Origin of the sequence: Paraburkholderia kururiensis, assembly GCF_034424375.1 — a bacterium.
Classification (GTDB): domain Bacteria; phylum Pseudomonadota; class Gammaproteobacteria; order Burkholderiales; family Burkholderiaceae; genus Paraburkholderia; species Paraburkholderia kururiensis_A.
Map to the genome: position 1 here is coordinate 6,178,345 of NZ_CP139965.1, position 17,252 is coordinate 6,195,596.

The window sequence follows — 17,252 nt, forward strand, 5'->3', positions numbered from 1 at the left end:
CCTTGGCTTTCGCTTCAAGCGCGCCGGGATTGCAGCGGTCGCACGTCGGCGCGGCCGCGGTCCTGCCAGCGTTTCAGGAACAGCGTCATCTCGCTCGCGGGAATCGGGCGGCTGTAGAAGTAGCCCTGCACTTCATCGCAGCCTTCCTTGCGCAGGAATTCGACGTGCGCCTCGGTCTCCACGCCTTCGGCCACCACTTCGAGGCCAAGACCGTGACCCAGCGCGATCACCGCGCTCGTGATCTGTGCGTCGCTTCTGCTTGCGGGTATGTCGTGAATGAACGAGCGGTCGATCTTGACCGTATCGATCGGAAAGCGGTTCAGGTAGGCGAGCGACGAATAACCGGTGCCGAAGTCGTCGATGGACAGGCGCACGCCCGTGCGCTTGAGGTTGGAGAGCCACGCCGCGGCCTGCTCCGCGTGGCGCATCACCATGCTCTCGGTGAGTTCGAGTTCGAGCAGTTCGCCCGGCAATTGCGCATCGGCGAGCGCGGCCATGATCTCGCGATGCAGGTCCTTGTTCGAGAACTGGCGCGCCGAAAGATTGACCGCGACGCGCACGGGCGCAAGGCCGCTCGCGAGCCACGCGGCGTTCTGACGGCACGCTTCGCGCAGCACCCATGCGCCGATCTGCACGATCGCCCCGGTCTGTTCCGCCAGCGGAATGAAGGCCATGGGCGCGACGAGCCCGAGCGTGGGATGACGCCAGCGCACGAGCGCCTCGACGCCCGTGCAGCGGTTCGTGCGCAACGAAATGCGCGGCTGGTAATAGAGCACGAGTTCGCCGTTGTCCACGGCGCGGCGCAGGTGCGATTCCATTTCGATGCGCTGCTGCAAAGACGTGCTCATCTGCCGCGCGTACAGCTGCCAGGTGTTGCGGCCCTGCTCCTTCGCACCGTACATGGCGATGTCCGCGTGCTTGAGCAGCGTTTGCACGTCGTCGCCGTCGCCCGGATACGAGGCGATGCCGATGCTCGCCGTCACCGCGAGCTGCCGTCCGCTCACGGCGAAAGGCTGTTCGAGCGTGGCGTGAATCGCGTCGACCGTGCAACGGATGTCGAACGCTGTGCCACGCGGCTCTTCCACCAGCATGACGAATTCGTCGCCGCCCAGGCGCGCGATGTCGCGAGGCGCGGCGACCTGTCCGCGCAGACGCTCGGCGACGGCGCGCAACAGCAGATCGCCGGCGTTGTGACCGAGCAGATCGTTCACGTCCTTGAATTCGTCGAGGTCGATGAACAGCACGTGAAAAGCGGTCTCGTCGCAACGTGCGCGTGCGAGCACTTCTTCCAGACGCTCGCGAAACATGAGCCGATTCGGCAATCCGGTGAGGACGTCGTGCGTCGCGAGAAAACGCAGCGTGTCTTCCGCCTGGCGGCGCTGCAGAAAATGACACGTCTGGATCGCAACGGAGCCCGCCATCGCCAGCGCATTCGACTCCGAGGGCCGACGTTCGCGCGCATAGAATTCCGCCACGCCAAGCGTCGTGGCGCCCGCGCGAATGCCGAAGGCGAACACCGTCGTCACGCCGCCCGCGGCGAGCCAGGCCGCGTGCGGCAATCGCGACAACGCCTTGCGGCCGGAGCGCCAGCAGGGTTGCCCGGCGTCCCAGGCGCTTTGCCGCCGCAAGCCCGCGGGACGCGACAACAACCACTGCCCGAGTTCATCCTCGCGCGCATGCAAAGCCACCGAAAGCGCGGGCGTCTGCCCCGACGTATCGGGCCAGAAGGCGCCGGCGTCCCATTCCATGCCCTCGGCCAGCGTATCGACGATCTGCTGGATGACCGCGGCTTCGCTCGTCGCGGTCGCGAGCTTCAGCGAAATGGCGTGCTCGAGCTGCCGCGTGCGTTCGGCGAGCTTGCGCGACGTGATTTCGAGCGCGGTGCCGCGCAGCGCGCGCCGCTCCTGCGCCCCATAGGGGCGGCCGATCAGTTGCAGCCAGCCGCGCCGGCCGCGCATGGACCGATAGCGGCATTCGAGTTCGAACGGCTCGCCCGTACGCAGCGTCTTTCTCGCGTGCACGACAAGCGCCGCGCGATCGTGCGGATCGATTGCGGCGAGCAGGTGGTCGACGCTCGCGCTGTCGCCACGCCAGCCGAGCAGGCGCGCCATTTCCGTGGACAGATGAACGGCCCCGCCCTCGGCATCGACCTGCCAGTCGCCGAGATGCGCCGTGCGCTGCGCTTCGGCACGCGCCCTCTCGCTCTCGCGCAGCGTGCCGGTGATGCGTTCCGCGAGCCGCACGGCGCGCACGCGCGACGTGGCGAGCGAATACGCGAGGCCCGCGAGCAGCAGACTGATGACGACACCTGCCAGCGCGGCAGACCGCGGCAGCATCCGTTGCGTGCCGGCAAGCGCGACGGGATCAACCGTGACGACGAGCAGCCAGCGGCGGCCGCCGAACGGTTGCACGACGCTTGTCGTCCATTCGTGGTTGAGAGCGGCCGGGTTTGCGTTCGTGGCAGAAACGGCCGCGGCGGAAGCGGCCATGTTCGTCTCGCCGCTCGCGTTTGGACTGGCGCTGTCGAACAGCAACGTGGCAGTGGACGGCAGCACGGCCGGTTCGTCGAGCCGGCCCGCTTCGTAGATGCGCAGGCGTATCGCCTTCGACGTGTTGGCCGCGAGCAGCCCCGCCATCAGATCGTTGAGCCGGATGCCGGCGCCCACGGACCCGATGTAGGCAAGCCGCCGTTCCGCCACGGTGTCGTGCGGCATGCCGCGGCGGTACACAGGCAGCCGCAACGCAATGCCGATATGCGGATGCGTGCTCTGCGCGAAGATCAGACGGCCGCTACTGACGGGCTCGCCGGTATCGCGACCCCGCGCCAGCGCCGCGAGCCGCCCCGGCTCCACGCCGAGATCGAGCCCCACCGAAGGCAGATTGTCCTGCAGCGGCTCCACATAGGTCAGCACGAAATACGCGGGACGCCGGCCAGGCGGCCGAATCGCGAAATCCGTGCGGGCGGCGCGCAGTATGGGGTCGACCCGTTGCAGGGCGATGAACTCCGCGACATCTTCGTCGCGAACGTACGCGGCGTAATTGAGTGTCTGAAAACCGGGATACCGGTCAGGCAGATTTAACCCGTTGACGAAATCGCGAAACTCGGTGCGCGAAATGTCGTCGCTCGCGCTAAAGAGCGCCTGCATCGTGACGAGCACGTCGGAATACAAGCGCACGCGCGTGCCGATTTTCTGCTGGATGTCCGCGGTATCGGCACTGAAACGCAGACGCGCCTCCCGCTGAATCAGATCGACGCTGATCAGATAAACGGCGGCCGTAATGGCAATGCCGGCGAGCAGCACGCCAAGAGAAAGGCCTGCGGCTCCGGCTCGGTGAAGCGGACGAAAATAACGACCCCAGAATTCGCGCACATCGGCTCCCGCACTTTCTGCACGAACGGTCATTCGCAGCGCGAAGCCGCTGTGCGCACGGCACGCGCGGCCATGCACACATAGCGCTGAAACAACCGTTGAAATACCGGCGGAAATGCCTGAGTGGAGGGGCGTGCGTAACAGGACCGGACAGGACCGGAAAGGACCGGACTGCGATCCGTTTTTCTATTCAGTGCGGCGGAGAAACAGGGCAGCTATTTTCACGGAATTCATGAGAACCGCGAGTATGAAGCGTAGCGGAAAATCTCCGCTTCACCACCTATCGCGAACCCCTATAAAGAAAGTTCGAAAGCGGCCGTGAACCGTACGTCACTGGATCACTGGCGCGTTTATAACGGATGGCGCACGGGGCACCGTTTGATACATGTCAGAAAATGCCGCGTCTATGCTGGGTAATTATCGGTTATCCGTTATTCCCTACGCCGTGTATGGTTGATTTACGTAGTTCATTTTAAATTCGATCGGCAGTATTTTCCGATTACCTCCCGCATTTATTCCAGCCCCGCTTATTCGCCGCCGCCCACGTGTCGTTTATCGTTCATATCTCGTGGCGCTGCTTCAGTTCCTCCAATGCAAGATGTTGCAGCAGCATGATCGTCTTGCCGTCCACGATGCCGCCCTGCTGCACGAGGTCCAGCGCAGCGCGCAACGGCATTTCCATCACTTCCACGTCCTCGCCTTCATGTTCGAGGCCACCGCCGTCGCCCACGCGCATCGAGGCGTCGTACTCGCCTACATAGAAGTGCAGTTTTTCCGTCACTGAACCGGGACTCATGAACGCTTCGAACACTTTGCGGATGTGGCGGACGCGGTAGCCGGTTTCTTCCTCCGCTTCCGCGCGAATGCGCTCTTCCGGCGTGGCGCTATCGAGCAGACCGGCCGCCGCCTCGATCAGCATGCCGTCGTGGCCGTTCACGAACGCCGGCATCCTGAACTGGCGCGTCAGCACGATATTGCCGGTGGCAGGGTTGTGCAGCAGGATCGTCGCGCCGTTGCCGCGATCGTATGTTTCGCGGCTTTGCCGCTGCCACGTGCCGTCGCGGCGAAGGAAGTCGAACGTGATTTTTTTCAGCACATACCAGTCGTCCGACAGCACGGTGGTATCGACGATCCGAACCCGATCGTTGCCTGCTCTATCGTTCATCGACTTCACGGGTTGCCTCCTCATGAGTGCCCTTCATTCGACAGCGCTTGAATCCCATGGTAACGTGCAGTTTCGTGCAATATCAAGAAATTTCGTGCATTGATTATCGTGCCGGCACTTTGCTGCACGTCCTTCCGGTTCATCTCATGCTGACGAGTCAACGCAAGAAAGCCATTCTCGACGCGCTCGAGCGCGACGGCCAGGTGCTGGCAGGCGAACTGAGCGCAACCTTTTGCGTATCCGAAGACACCGTGCGCCGCGACCTGCGCGAGCTGGCCGCCGAAGGGCTGCTCCAGCGCGTGCACGGCGGCGCGCTGCCGGCCTCGCCCGCCACGGCACCGTTCGCCCAACGCGAGGACATGGAGTCCGCCGCCAAGCGCCGTATTGCGAAGCGTGCCGCGCAGATGATCGTGCCGCGCCAGGTCGTGATCGTGGACGGCGGCACCACCTCGGCGCTGCTGGTTCGCGGCCTTCCCGCCGACCTCGAGGCAACGGTCGTCACGCATAGCCCGAGCGTGGCCGTGGCGTTGGTGGAGCACCCGTCGGTGGAGGTGATCCTGATCGGCGGGCGGCTCTACAAGCATTCCATCGTGAGCGTGGGCGCCGCGGCGGCCGAAGCGATATCGCAGATACACGCGGACATCTACTTCATGGGCGTGACGGGCGTTCATCCCACCGCGGGGCTCACGACCGGCGACTTCGAAGAGGCCGCGATCAAGCGCGCACTGGCAGCGCGGGCGGCGGAAACCGTGGTGCTCGCGTCCGCGGCGAAACTCAACGCGGCATCCCCCTACCGGATCGGCGAGATCGGACTCGCGCAATCGGTCATCGTCGAGGCCCGCACCGACGCGAAGTTGACCGAACCGATCGAACGGGCCGGCGTGACCGTGCTACGTGCCTGACGTTCCCGGCGAGCACGCTTCGTGCCTCATGTCGAAACTGCGGGAAGCGGATTGAAAGAAGCGGTCAAAAGCAACGCCGGCCGGGCAAACCGGCACGTATGCACTCGCGCCCAGCAAGCATTCAACCCGACGCCTTCAGCGTCAGGGTGGCGGCCAGTCCGCCACCATCGGCACGATTGCGCAGCGTGAGCGTCGCATCCAGCGCCAGGGTGAGCTGCCGCGCGATGGCCAGCCCGAGTCCCGTGCCGCCCGTGTGGCGATTGCGCGAGTTTTCCACGCGATAGAACGGCTCGAACACCTGCTCCAGCAGTTCCTCCGGAATGCCGGGACCACGATCGGACACGGTGATGCTGACGCTGCCCTCGGCGTTTCGCGCCACATCGAGCGTCGCCGAACCGCCGAACTTCAATGCGTTGTCGACGAGGTTGCCGATAATGCGCCGCAGTGCCTCCGGACGCGCCACCACCGCCACGGGCAGGCGGCGTTCGAGCACGACCGCCTGGCCCGCATCCACGTAATCGCAGACCAGGCTGTCGAGCAGCGCATCCAGATCGATGCGCCGCGCCGTCTCCGTCGCGCCATGCAGCGTGCGCGCGTAGACCACGCCTTCTTTCACGAGGCTCTCCATTTCAAGCAGATCCTGACGCATCTTCGCGGCCTCGTCGCTCTCGTCCATCACGTCCACGCGCAAACGCAGACGCGTGATCGGCGTCTGCAAATCGTGCGAGATGGCAGCGAGAATCTGCATGCGCTCCGCGGTGTACGTGGCGATGCGCTTTTGCATCGCGTTGAACGCTTTGGCCGCGCGCGCCACTTCGGAGGGGCCGTCCTCGGGCACGGGCACGGCCTTGAGGTCGGGGCCGAGCGCGTCGGCCGCCTCGGCCAGTTGCGCCAGCGGTCGCGCCGCGTGCCGCACCGCAAACCAGCAGCCCGCGCCGAGCACCGTGAACTCCAGCACGAGCACCGCGGGCAGCCATTGCGACAGCGGCGTGCCGTACATGGGATGAATGTCGATGGTCAACGGGCTGCCGTCGCTCAGCTGCAAGTGGACCTGCAGATGTTCGCGTTCGCCCGGCAGCGCGTTCGCCGTGACGTGATACGACTTGCCGATGCCCGCTGTAATGGACTGCTCGACGCGCGCCGAAAGACGCGCGTTCACCGGCTCGCCGCTCACGCCCTGGCCCAGCACGAACTGGTAGCTGCGTCGCGCGAGACGCGGCAGCCATTGCTCGCGCTCGTCGGCCGGAAGATGGTCGAGTAGCGCGACGGAGCTGGCGACCTCGCGCTCGATGTAGCCCATCATCATGTTCGTGGTGGACTCGTCGCGCTCGGTCATGGTGAGCCAGAACGAGAGCCCTTGCGCCAGCGCGAGACCGACGCAAAGAATCAGCGCGACGCGCGCGAACAGCGTGCGAGGCCAGTGCAGCAGGCGGTCGAACTTCATGGCGCCCGCGCTCATGACCGCGCTTCCACGACCGTCACCGTGGCGGAGAACACGTAGCCCTCGCTGCGCAAGGTCTTGATGTAGCGCGGCTCGCGCGCCTCGTCGCGCAAGCGTTGCCGCAGCCGGCTCACGAGCAGGTCGATGGAACGGTCGAACGCGTTGGCCTCGCGGCCCTGCGTGAGATTCAGCAACTGGTCGCGCGTGAGCACCCGTTGCGGATGGTCGAGAAATACGCGCAGCAGACGGTACTCGCCGCCGCTCAGCGCCACCATCGTGCCTTCCGCATCGAGCAGGTGGCGCGCCGTGGTGTCAAGCCGCCAGTCGCCGAACGCGAGTATGTCCGCGGCCTCGGTCACCTGCATGCCGGGCGGCAGCATGCGCGTGCGGCGCAGCACGGAGCGGATGCGCGCAAGCAGTTCGCGCACCGCAAACGGCTTGGGCAGATAGTCGTCGGCGCCCATTTCGAGGCCGACGATGCGGTCCGTTTCCTCGTTGCGCGCCGTGAGCATCAGCACCGGCACCGTGCGGAACTTGCCCGCGCGCAGTTCGCGGCACAGCACGAGCCCGTCCTCGCCCGGCATCATGAGATCGAGCACGATGAGGTCCGGCGCGCCGTATTCGAGCGCCGCCCGCATCTCGCGTCCGTTCGCCGCGAGCGACACGCGCATGGCGTTCTTTTCGAGATAGGTACCCACAAGCTCGCGAATGCCGCGATCGTCGTCCACGATCAGAATGTGGTCCGGCTTTTCGGTCATGGCGTGGTCCTCATGTCCTGCTGTCTGTGTTGGCGCTGTCCAGGTCCGGCTGGCGCTTTCGTTCGCGCTCCATGCGCGGCCGGCTTTGAACCAGCAGCGAACAGTACACCGGATGCGCGACTTCCGTCGTAAAGCCCCCGGCCGCAAAGAGGATCATCGCCACCAGCCGTTTCATGCGTCCTCCACCACCGAAAGGCTTGCGCCATTGGAGACCGAGCATTCCAGCGCATACGGGTCCACGCCTTCCAGACACCCGATATTGACGCGCCAGCGCAGCGGATCGAGCCGCGTCTGATGAAACGGATAGATGCCGCAGTGACGACAGAAGTAATGCTTCGCGATGTGCGTGTTGAATTCGTAGCGCGTGACGGCGTCTTCGCCCTGCACGATCGTCAGCAGATCCGCATCGAACGCCGGGCTCATCAGCGCGCCGCGGCGGCGGCACAGGCTGCAATTGCAGCGCATCGCGGGCGTGATGGCGGCCCGCACTTCGAATTTCACGGCGCCGCAGTGGCAGGCGCCCTTGTACAGACTCTCGTTCATGTCGCGCTCCGCGTCGAGTGAGTGGGCAATTGAATCAGGCAACGCGAGCTTTATAACGCAACCGCCGCACACTGTCCGGGGTGCTTTGTATCGCACTGTATCTGCGTCGTACACAGACACAACACATTGCATTCGGGGCCGCCTCACGACACAAGCGCGATACGCCCAAGCGGTCCAATGGGGCCATGTCATCCACCGGACGCCCACCATGCATGCCCCACTCGAACCGCTGCTCGCCCTGCTTGCGGGCCTCTTCACCATCGCTTCGCCGTGCGTGCTGCCCGTGATGCCCGTTCTGCTCGGCACCGCTGTCGAGCGGCCGGCGCGCGCACGGCCGCTCTTCGTGATCGCGGGCTTCGTGCTCAGCTTCGCGTCGTTCGCGCTGCTGCTGGGGGCCGTGTCGAGCACAGTCCACATCGCGCAGCAGGCCCTGCGCGATACCGCGACGGCCCTGCTCGCATTGTTCGGATTCCTGCGTTTGTGGCCTCGCCCGTTCGAATGGCTGATGGCCCGCATGACGTGGCTGCAAAGCGTGGGCAGCAACAGTCACGCTGCGAGCGGAGCGGGCAATGCAAGCGGCTTCGTGCTGGGCATGTCGCTCGGCGCGGTATGGACGCCCTGTGCCGGCCCCGTGCTCGCCTCCATTCTGGTGCTGGTCGTGAAGGCGCAGGACCTTCAGTGGTCGGCGCTGCTGCTCACGCTCTACGCCGCAGGCGCGGCCATTCCGATGCTCGGCATTCTCTATGGCGGGCAGTACGCGCTGCGCCAGTCGCGAGCCATCGCGCGTCACGCGCAGCGTCTGCAACAGGTGTTCGGCGTGCTCGTGATCCTCACCGCCGCCGCGATCTATTTCCAGTACGACACGCTCGTCGTGGCTTATCTCTCCAGCTTCTTCCCTTCATTGAAAGGACTCTGACATGCTCAACCGGATCAAAACCCTCACGGCCGCGGCCGTGCTCGCCACGCTTCCGGTCCTCGGCCATGCGGCCGCGGCCACCGCGCCCGAATTCAGGGGCATCGACAACTGGCTCAACGGCCCGCCGCTCACCATGCAGCAGCTACGCGGCAAGGTGGTGCTGGTGGACTTCTGGACCTACACCTGCATCAACTGCATTCACACGCTGCCCTACGTGAAGCAATGGAACGAAAAGTACCGGAATCAGGGGCTCGCCGTGATCGGCGTGCATACGCCCGAGTACCCGTTCGAGCGTGATACGGGCAACGTGAAGACCGCGATCAGTCGCTTCGGCATTTCGTATCCGGTCGCGCAGGACAACGAGTACGCCACGTGGAACGCCTGGGGCAACCAGTACTGGCCGGCGTTCTATCTGGTGGATCGCAAGGGGCGCATCGTCTATTCGCATTTCGGTGAAGGCGACTACGCGCAGACCGAAGCCGCCATTCAGCACGCGCTGGCGGAAAAGGACTGAGGTGGCCGGCGCGCACGATGCCCGACTCACTTATGACGGCGACGCAAGACTGTTTGTCCATGACGGGTGTTCGAACTTCGCGGCAATGCGCCTAGATTGAGCACCCATCGGAGCCGTGCTCCGATCAGCTTTCCCAGACTCTCATCTTTGGAGAACTCATCATGGCAACGCAGCAAAAAGTCGTCGTCGTTACCGGCGCATCGCAAGGCATCGGCTCGGAAATCGTCAAGGCGTTCCGCAAGCTCGACTACCGCGTGGTCGCGACCGCCCGTTCCATCCAGCCCACGGACGACCCCAACATCGCCGCCGTGCAAGGCGACATTGCCGACCCGCAAACGGCCCACCGCGTCGTGGCCGAAGCGCTCAACCGCTTCGGCCGCATCGATACGCTCGTGAACAACGCCGGCGTGTTCGTCGCAAAGCCCTTCACGCAATACACGGCCGAGGACTACGCGTCAGTGATGGGCGTGAACGTGGCCGGCTTCTTTCACATCACGCAACTCGCCGTGGCGGAAATGGAAAAGCAGGGCAGCGGCCACGTGGTGAGCATTACGACGAGCCTCGTCGACCACGCGATTCAAGGCGTGCCTTCGGTGCTGGCCTCGCTCACGAAGGGCGGCATCAACGCCGCTACGAAGTCGCTTGCCATCGAGTACGCGAAGAAAGGCATTCGTGCGAACGCGGTGTCGCCTGGCATCATCAAGTCGCCGATGCACGCGCCCGAAACGCACGAGGCGCTGGACGCGCTTCATCCGATGGGCCACATGGGCGAGATGCGCGACATCGTCGACGCGGTGCTGTTTCTCGACGCCGCGCCGTTCGTAACGGGCGAGATCCTGCACGTGGACGGCGGCCAGAGCGCCGGCCACTGAGCCCCTTTCGACAGGCTTTACCTGCATCACCGGGCGCCTCCGCGGCGTCCGTCGTTACCCCGTTTGTTCGCACAGGCGTTCCCACATTTCAGGAGTCCGACATGCCCATCGTGACCATCCAGGTGACTCGTGAAGGCACCAGGCCCGGCAACGAATCCGTCACGGCAGAGGAAAAGGCCCGGCTGATCCACGGCGTGAGTCATCTGCTGCTCGACGTGCTCAACAAGCCGCTCGAATCGACCTTCGTCGTGATCGAGGAAGTGAACACCGAAAACTGGGGCTGGGGCGGCTTGCCCGTGGAGGCGTATCGCAGGCAGCGCGCGGCGAAAGCGCCGTAACGCGGGCCGCCTCGATCGTGTGCGCGTGCGCATCGTCGCTCTCTCACGTTCGGCCTGATATTCTTGCCCGCACGCACCGTGTGGGAGAGTCGATGCAACGTCAATTCGAAGACCTGCTGCTCGGCAGCATCGAACTGTTTTGTCTCGCGGCGGAACTGGAAAGCTTTACGTTGGCGGCGACGGCGGCGAGCGTCACGCCTGCCGCCGTGAGCCGGTCTGTGGCGCGGCTGGAGTCGCGGCTCGGCGTGCGGCTCTTCGTGCGCACCACACGCCAGATTCGCCTCACGGACGCGGGCCGCCGCTACTTCGAACAATGCCGCGAAGCGCTGGCGCGCCTGGCGGAGGCCGAGCGCGAAGTCACCGGCGAGCAAAGTTCGCCTGCCGGCGTGCTGCGCATCAGCATGCCGACGCCTTACGGCCACTACCGCGTGTTGCCGCTGCTCGCCGAATTCCGCGCGCGCTTTCCGGGCGTGACGGTGGAAACGCATCTGAGCAACCGCAACATCGATTTCGCCGACGAAGGATTCGATCTCGCCATTCGCGGCCGTGCGCCCGACGACTCGGGCCTGATCGCGCGCAAGCTCGAAGACGCCGAACTCGTCGTGGTGGCCTCGCCGGCCTACCTGAAACGCGCGGGCAAACCCGCGACGCCGGACGACCTCGTGCATCACGAGTGCATCCAGTACGCGCTGCCCAGCACGGGCCGTAACCTTCCGTGGCTCTTCAGGCATAAGAACGACATGCAGGAAATGGCGACGCGCGGCGGCTACAGCACGGCCGGCGACGTGCTCACGGGCGTCACGCTCGCCCGCCACGGCGCCGGGCTTTTCCAGACCTATCGATTCGTGGCGGCGGAAGGCCTGGCGGACGGCACGCTGCGCGAGGTGCTCAAGGATTACGGCGGCTGCTCGCGGCCGTTCGTGCTGCTCTACCCGCACGCGCGGCATCTGTCCTCGCGCGTGCGGTGCTTCGTGGACTTTCTGATGGAAAAGCTGCGCGCGTAGCAAAGCATGGCAGCCGCAGCCGATGGATCAGGTCACCGGCGCCGGGTTGAACAGCACCAGCGCGTTGGCGAGCTTCCACTGCTCCGCCCAGGTTTTCTTCCGGCCGCTCGCCACGTCGAGCATGAAGTGGAACAGTTCCCAGCCGAGGTCTTCGATGGTCGCCGCGCCCGTGGCGATGCGGCCTGCGTCGATGTCCATCAGATCGTGCCAGCGTCGCGCCAGGTCGCTGCGCGTGGCCACCTTGACCACCGGCACAGCGGCGAGCCCGTACGGCGTGCCGCGGCCCGTCGTGAACACGTGCAGGTTCATGCCCGCGGCCAGTTGCAGCGTGCCGCACACGAAGTCGCTCGCGGGCGTGGCCGCATAGATCAAACCCTTCTGGCGGGCCTTTTCGCCGGGCGACAAGACGCCGGTAATAGGCGCGCTGCCCGACTTCGCAATGGACCCCATCGCCTTTTCGACGATGTTCGACAGGCCGCCCTTCTTGTTGCCCGGCGTGGTGTTGGCGCTGCGGTCCACCTGCCCGCGTTGCAGGTAGCTGTCGTACCAGGCCATTTCGCGCACGATGGCCTGCGCCACGTCGGCGTTCGCGGCGCGCGCCGTGAGTTGCGCGATGCCGTCGCGCACTTCGGTCACTTCGGAGAACATCACCGTGGCGCCGGCGCGCACGAGCAGGTCGGCGGCGAAGCCCAGCGCCGGGTTCGCCGTGAGCCCCGAGAACGCGTCGCTGCCGCCGCACTGCATGCCCACCACGAGTTCCGATGCCGGCACCGTTTCGCGCCGCCGCGCATTGAGCCGTTCCAGATGCGCAACGGCCGTTTCCATGATGGAGTCGATCATCGACTGGAAGCCCACGTGCGCGGGCTCCTGCAGACACACCACCGAGCCGTTCGCGTTCTGCGCTGCACCGTCGTGGTCGCCCTTTGCCGATGAAGCGGCCGATGAAGCGGCAATCGGAATCGTGCCCGGCGGCATCAGCCGCTCCGGCTGAAGCTTCTCGCAGCCGAGGCTCACCATCATCACCTCGCCGCCGAAGTTCGGATTCAGGCTGATGTTGCGCAGCGTACGGATGGGCACGACTGCGTCCGGCGCATCGATAGCCACGCCGCAGCCATACGTGTGCTCGAGCCCCACGACGTCGTCCACGTTCGGGTAGCGCGGCAACAGTTCGGTCTTGATCCGCTGCACCGCGTGTTCGACCACGCCCGAGACGCATTGCACCGTGGTCGTGATGGCCAGCACGTTGCGCGTGCCCACGGAGCCGTCGGCGTTGCGATAGCCCTCGAAGGTGTAGCCCTCGAGCGGCGGCAGCGTCTCGACGCGGGTGGCGATGGGAAGGTCCGTGAGGCCGGGCGGCTCGGGCATGCGCAGGGTACGTTCGTTGACCCAGCTGCCGGCCGCGAGATCGGTGAGCGCGTAGCCGATCACCGTGTTGTAGCGCAGTACCGGGTCGCCCGCCGCCAGATCCGCGAGCGCCACCTTGTGCCCTTGCGGCACGGCTTCGCGCAGCATGAGGCCGTCGGGGAAGACCGCGCCTTGCGGCAGGCCGCCGTCGTCCACCACGACGCCGACGTTGTCGTTCGGGTGCACACGGATGTAGCGCCCCGCGAGGTTCAACCGCTGATTCATGCTGCAAGCTCCCGGCTCAAGTTGTTTGGCATCTTACAACATCACTGACAGGATTTGGGATGTTCGTGACGGTTTTGTGGCTGCGTTCCGGCGCAGCGCGCCGCCTCGGCATATCGTCGAAAAACGGGGACACGGGTCGCGCCACACCCTGAAAAGGCGCGCAACGACCCTAGGCAACAGATCAGGGTAAGCACCAGGTGTCCCGCCCTCATGCCGCACGGCTAGACTTGCCAACGTTGTTTTACAACATTGCATTGCCTTCAAAGTCGTCCGATAACCATTTCACTACCCGCTTCAACCCCTGACGCAGGGCGGACGACAGCGACGAACCACGACGCGGCCCCACCGCCTTTCCGGAGACAGACGTGACCCACCCAGCCCGTCATACAGCAGGCGGCCGGCACGACAGCGCGTGCCGACAGGCCGACACGCCCGACCCGGCCCGTCGCACCTTCATCGGCTTGACCGGCGCGGCGCTCGGCAGCGCGCTTCTGGGTGCGTGCGGCGGTTCGAGCGATCCGAGCGCGAAAGTCATCGCCAATGCCCAGGCGGCGACCACGGGCGCAGTCGCGGGCGGCGGCATCCTGCAAGCCGTCGCCGACGCAGCCGCGCACGGCAGCGATCCGATCTGGGGCCGCGACGGCGCGGCCACGCGCATCGTCGCGTCGCTGCGCGGCATCCGCCGCTCGGCATTCGCCGGTCGCGAGTTCCACGTCACCGCGTTCGGCGCGCAGCCTTGCACGGTGGTGGCCGCCACGAGTCCCTACACCGATCCCACGAAGTCGCCGCTCACCGATGGCGCCGACAAAACGCCCGCCCCTGGTTCGTTCGACTCGCGCCCCGCCTTTCTCGCCGCCATCGCCGCGTGCCACGCGGCGGGCGGCGGTCGCGTCGTCGTGCCCTCGGGCGCCTGGTACTGCGCAGGCCCCATCGTCCTGCAAAGCGGCGTCAACTTTCATCTGAGCCGCAACTGCACGATCTACTTCAGCCCCAACCCGGCCGACTACGCGAAAGATGGCCCCGTGGACTGCGGCGCGAACGGCAAGCTCTACTACAGCCGCTGGCAATCGAACGATTGCCTCAACTTCGGCGCGCCCGTCTACGCCCACCACTGCCGCAATATCGCGCTGACGGGCGAAGGCGACACCTCGGTGCTCAACGGCCAGGCCATGACGCCGTTCGCCGGCACAGGTAACACGAGCACCTGCTGGTGGACCTGGAAAGGATCGAACGGCGCGTATGGATGCATGAATGCATCCACACCCTCGCAGTCGTTTAGTAACCCGAACAATGTAGACCTGCGCACCGTGGCGCCCGGCATCAGCGATTCGCTCTATGCGCTTCTGACGAGCCCCGTCACGCCCTGGCAGCAGGATCAGAATTATTTGCCCGCGCTTTCCGAAGCGGGCGTGCCGGTGGAAAAACGCATCTTCGGCCTGGGTCACTATCTGCGCCCCTGCATGGTGGAGTTCATCGGCTGCACCGACGTGCTCATGGAGAACTACCGCACCAACGCCACGCCGTTCTGGCAGCACCATCCCACCGCGTGCCGCAACGTCGTGATTCGCGGCGTGACGGCCGACAGCATCGGCCCCAACAACGACGGCTTCGACCCGGACGCCTGCACCAACGTGCTGTGTGAAAACGTGACGTTCAACACGGGCGACGACTGCATCGCCATCAAGTCGGGCAAGGATCTGGACACCGAATACGGCCCGGCGCAGGACCACGTCATCCAGAACTGCACGATGAACAGCGGCCACGGCGGCATCACGCTCGGCAGCGAAATGGGCGCCGGCGTGCAGCGCATCTACGCGCGCAATCTCTCCATGCTGAACCAGAACTGGGAGACGAACCCGCTCAACATCGCCATCCGCATCAAGACGAACATGAATCGCGGCGGCTACGTGAAAGACTTCTACGTGGACGGCGTGTCGCTGCCCAACGGCGTGAGCCTCACGGGCGGCGGCTACGGCAGCAGCATGCTGCCGGGTAGCCCCATCAACAGCAGCGTGCCGGTGGGTGTGGTCACGGCGACGGCCGCCAACCCGTCCGCCTCGCAAGGCGGGCTCATCACGTTCGACTGCGACTACCAGCCCTCGAAGGACGCCATCCGCACGCGGCCCGCGCTCGTGCAGAACGTGCACATCTCGAACGTGAGCGCGTCGAACGTGACGGTGAACGGCAAGACCGGCTCGTGCTTTCAGGCCATCGTGGCGCAGGGACCGGTGGCGTTCGACTACAACGGCCCTGCTCCCACGCCCACGATCCCGCCCATTTCGGGCGTCACGATCAGTAACTGCGATTTCGGCACGCCGGTCGCGGCGGGCCCCGCCACGGCAAGCACGCCGGGCCCCATCTACGCGTTCAACGTCAATGCCATCACGCTCGCCAACGTGCTGATCGCGGGCACGACGTGGAACACATCCATCGTCGACACACGCTGACGCCAACCTTTTTCAAGCCGCATCAATCAAGCCGCATCAACTCAGGAAAGAGTCATCTCATGAAAGCAGTCAAGGGCATGCGCTGGTGGATGATCAGCCTCGTTACCGTGGGGCTCATCGTCAACTATCTCGCGCGCAATACGTTGTCGGTGTCCGCAGCCACCATCATGGAACAGCTGCACGTCACCACCCAGCAGTACTCGTATGTCGTGGTGGCCTGGCAGGTGTGCTACGCGCTCGTGCAGCCGGTAGCGGGCTACGTGCTCGACGCGCTCGGCACGAAGATCGGCTTCGCGATCTTCGCGGCGGCCTGGTCGCTCGCCTGTGCCGCCACGGCGCTCGCCACGGGCTGGCAGAGCCTCGCGCTCTTTCGCGGCATTCTCGGCGTGGCTGAAGCGGCCGGCATTCCGGGCGGTGTGAAGGCGTCGTCGGAATGGTTTCCGGCGAAGGAACGCTCGGTTGCGATCGGCTGGTTCAACATCGGCTCGTCGGTGGGCGCGCTGCTGGCGCCGCCGCTCGTCGTGTGGGCCATTCTGCGCGGCAGCTGGGAATGGGCGTTCGTGATCGTGGGCGTGCTGGGCCTCGTGTGGACCGTGCTGTGGCTTGCGTTCTACAAGCATCCGAAGCAGCAGAAGCGCCTGTCCGCCGCCGAGCGCGACTACATCGTCTCGGGCCAGGAGGACCAGGGCGGCTCGAACGGCATCGCGAAAAAAGCCAACTGGAAAGAGATCGTGGTCTCGCGCAATTTCTGGTCGATTGCGATTCCGCGCTTTCTCTCCGAGCCGGCCTGGCAGACGTTCAACGCCTGGATTCCGCTCTACATGGCCACCGAGCGGCACATGAACCTCAAGGAGATCGCGCTCTTCGCGTGGCTGCCGTTCCTCGCCGCCGACCTGGGCTGCGTGCTGGGCGGCTACCTGAGCCCGTTCTTCCACAAGTACTGCAACGTGTCGCTCTTCACGTCGCGCAAGATGGTGATGGCGTTCGGCTCGCTCTGCATGATCGGGCCGGCCTGCATCGGGCTCGCGGTGAGCCCGTACACGGCCATTGCGCTCTTCTGCGTAGGCGGGTTTGCGCACCAGACGCTGTCCGGCGCGCTGTATTCGATCACGTCCGACATGTTCGACCGCAATGAAGTGGCCACGGCGACGGGACTGGGTGGCATGAGCGGCTATCTGGGCGCGACGCTCTTCACGCTGCTGTTCGGCTTCCTCGTGACGCGCATCGGCTATAACCCGCTCTTCGTGCTGCTGGCGCTGTTCGACATCGTGGGCGCGGTGGTGCTGTGCTTCGTGGCGAAGGAACGCCGCGAAACGGCGCTGCCGGTCGGCCAGCTTCAGACCTCGGCCTGA

General features: G+C 65.4%; 15 protein-coding genes. 8 read left to right on the forward strand and 7 right to left on the reverse strand.

Features of this window, described 5'->3' with window-relative positions; translation table 11 throughout:
• Positions 1 to 14: 14 nt before the first annotated feature.
• Complete coding sequence (locus tag U0042_RS27650) at positions 15 to 3,371, reverse strand: EAL domain-containing protein (RefSeq protein ID WP_232833463.1); 3,357 nt, start codon at positions 3,369 to 3,371, stop codon at positions 15 to 17.
• A gap of 559 nt (positions 3,372 to 3,930) precedes the next feature.
• Positions 3,931 to 4,536 carry an NUDIX domain-containing protein gene (locus U0042_RS27655; RefSeq protein ID WP_114812579.1) on the reverse strand — a complete coding sequence of 202 codons (606 nt, stop codon included), beginning with the start codon at positions 4,534 to 4,536 and terminating at the stop codon, positions 3,931 to 3,933.
• Positions 4,537 to 4,592: 56 nt separating this feature from the next.
• Between U0042_RS27655 and U0042_RS27660 the strand changes: the two genes are divergently transcribed.
• On the forward strand, positions 4,593 to 5,438 hold the full coding sequence (locus U0042_RS27660) for a DeoR/GlpR family DNA-binding transcription regulator (protein ID WP_114812581.1): 846 nt from the start codon (positions 4,593 to 4,595) through the stop codon (positions 5,436 to 5,438).
• 121 nt (positions 5,439 to 5,559) lie between these two features.
• Here U0042_RS27660 and U0042_RS27665 read toward each other — a convergent pair whose 3' ends face one another.
• Genes U0042_RS27665 through U0042_RS27680 form a run of 4 tightly spaced genes read right to left on the reverse strand, consistent with a single transcriptional unit; the run spans position 5,560 to position 8,180 of the window.
• Complete coding sequence (locus U0042_RS27665) at positions 5,560 to 6,882, reverse strand: ATP-binding protein (protein ID WP_114812772.1); 1,323 nt, start codon at positions 6,880 to 6,882, stop codon at positions 5,560 to 5,562.
• Positions 6,883 to 6,893: 11 nt separating this feature from the next.
• Positions 6,894 to 7,637, reverse strand: a complete 744-nt coding sequence (locus U0042_RS27670; RefSeq protein ID WP_114812583.1) for a response regulator — start codon at positions 7,635 to 7,637, stop codon at positions 6,894 to 6,896.
• Positions 7,638 to 7,647: 10 nt separating this feature from the next.
• Complete coding sequence (locus U0042_RS27675) at positions 7,648 to 7,812, reverse strand: hypothetical protein (RefSeq protein ID WP_198665358.1); 165 nt, start codon at positions 7,810 to 7,812, stop codon at positions 7,648 to 7,650.
• Positions 7,809 to 8,180 carry a GFA family protein gene (locus tag U0042_RS27680; RefSeq protein WP_114812585.1) on the reverse strand — a complete coding sequence of 124 codons (372 nt, stop codon included), beginning with the start codon at positions 8,178 to 8,180 and terminating at the stop codon, positions 7,809 to 7,811. The genes U0042_RS27675 and U0042_RS27680 overlap by 4 nt, the downstream gene beginning before the upstream one ends.
• Before the next feature lie 208 nt (positions 8,181 to 8,388).
• Between U0042_RS27680 and U0042_RS27685 the strand changes: the two genes are divergently transcribed.
• The 5 genes from U0042_RS27685 to U0042_RS27705 all read left to right on the forward strand — a co-directional run bounded on the left by U0042_RS27685 (position 8,389) and on the right by U0042_RS27705 (position 11,824).
• Positions 8,389 to 9,096 (forward strand): cytochrome c biogenesis CcdA family protein, encoded by a 708-nt coding sequence (locus tag U0042_RS27685; RefSeq protein WP_114812587.1) that lies wholly within the window; start codon positions 8,389 to 8,391, stop codon positions 9,094 to 9,096.
• Position 9,097: 1 nt separating this feature from the next.
• Complete coding sequence (locus U0042_RS27690; protein ID WP_114812589.1) at positions 9,098 to 9,610, forward strand: thioredoxin family protein; 513 nt, start codon at positions 9,098 to 9,100, stop codon at positions 9,608 to 9,610.
• A 161-nt stretch (positions 9,611 to 9,771) separates the two neighbouring features.
• Positions 9,772 to 10,482 carry an SDR family NAD(P)-dependent oxidoreductase gene (locus U0042_RS27695; RefSeq protein WP_114812591.1) on the forward strand — a complete coding sequence of 237 codons (711 nt, stop codon included), beginning with the start codon at positions 9,772 to 9,774 and terminating at the stop codon, positions 10,480 to 10,482.
• A 101-nt stretch (positions 10,483 to 10,583) separates the two neighbouring features.
• Positions 10,584 to 10,820 carry a tautomerase family protein gene (locus tag U0042_RS27700; RefSeq protein WP_114812593.1) on the forward strand — a complete coding sequence of 79 codons (237 nt, stop codon included), beginning with the start codon at positions 10,584 to 10,586 and terminating at the stop codon, positions 10,818 to 10,820.
• Between the two features lie 92 nt (positions 10,821 to 10,912).
• Complete coding sequence (locus U0042_RS27705) at positions 10,913 to 11,824, forward strand: LysR family transcriptional regulator (protein ID WP_114812595.1); 912 nt, start codon at positions 10,913 to 10,915, stop codon at positions 11,822 to 11,824.
• Positions 11,825 to 11,851: 27 nt separating this feature from the next.
• On the opposite strand, the gene garD is transcribed toward U0042_RS27705, so the two are convergent.
• Positions 11,852 to 13,453, reverse strand: coding sequence for a galactarate dehydratase (garD, locus tag U0042_RS27710; protein WP_114812597.1), 1,602 nt, complete (start codon positions 13,451 to 13,453; stop codon positions 11,852 to 11,854).
• A 365-nt stretch (positions 13,454 to 13,818) separates the two neighbouring features.
• Between garD and U0042_RS27715 the strand changes: the two genes are divergently transcribed.
• Positions 13,819 to 15,900, forward strand: a complete 2,082-nt coding sequence (locus U0042_RS27715) for a glycoside hydrolase family 28 protein (RefSeq protein ID WP_114812599.1) — start codon at positions 13,819 to 13,821, stop codon at positions 15,898 to 15,900.
• 59 nt (positions 15,901 to 15,959) lie between these two features.
• Entirely contained in the window at positions 15,960 to 17,252 is a 1,293-nt protein-coding gene (locus U0042_RS27720; RefSeq protein ID WP_114812601.1) for an MFS transporter, read from the forward strand.

What these genes read in the sequence shown, in the direction of transcription:
- U0042_RS27655 (WP_114812579.1), bottom strand. Translation starts at nt 4,536, where the DNA reads ATGAACGATAGAGCAGGCAACGATCGGGTTCGGATCGTCGATACCACC.
- U0042_RS27660 (WP_114812581.1), top strand. Translation starts at nt 4,593, where the DNA reads ATGGTAACGTGCAGTTTCGTGCAATATCAAGAAATTTCGTGCATTGAT.
- U0042_RS27665 (WP_114812772.1), bottom strand. Translation starts at nt 6,882, where the DNA reads ATGAAGTTCGACCGCCTGCTGCACTGGCCTCGCACGCTGTTCGCGCGC.
- U0042_RS27670 (WP_114812583.1), bottom strand. Translation starts at nt 7,637, where the DNA reads ATGACCGAAAAGCCGGACCACATTCTGATCGTGGACGACGATCGCGGC.
- U0042_RS27675 (WP_198665358.1), bottom strand. Translation starts at nt 7,812, where the DNA reads ATGAAACGGCTGGTGGCGATGATCCTCTTTGCGGCCGGGGGCTTTACG.
- U0042_RS27680 (WP_114812585.1), bottom strand. Translation starts at nt 8,180, where the DNA reads ATGAACGAGAGTCTGTACAAGGGCGCCTGCCACTGCGGCGCCGTGAAA.
- U0042_RS27685 (WP_114812587.1), top strand. Translation starts at nt 8,389, where the DNA reads ATGCATGCCCCACTCGAACCGCTGCTCGCCCTGCTTGCGGGCCTCTTC.
- U0042_RS27690 (WP_114812589.1), top strand. Translation starts at nt 9,098, where the DNA reads ATGCTCAACCGGATCAAAACCCTCACGGCCGCGGCCGTGCTCGCCACG.
- U0042_RS27695 (WP_114812591.1), top strand. Translation starts at nt 9,772, where the DNA reads ATGGCAACGCAGCAAAAAGTCGTCGTCGTTACCGGCGCATCGCAAGGC.
- U0042_RS27700 (WP_114812593.1), top strand. Translation starts at nt 10,584, where the DNA reads ATGCCCATCGTGACCATCCAGGTGACTCGTGAAGGCACCAGGCCCGGC.
- U0042_RS27705 (WP_114812595.1), top strand. Translation starts at nt 10,913, where the DNA reads ATGCAACGTCAATTCGAAGACCTGCTGCTCGGCAGCATCGAACTGTTT.
- garD (WP_114812597.1), bottom strand. Translation starts at nt 13,453, where the DNA reads ATGAATCAGCGGTTGAACCTCGCGGGGCGCTACATCCGTGTGCACCCG.
- U0042_RS27720 (WP_114812601.1), top strand. Translation starts at nt 15,960, where the DNA reads ATGAAAGCAGTCAAGGGCATGCGCTGGTGGATGATCAGCCTCGTTACC.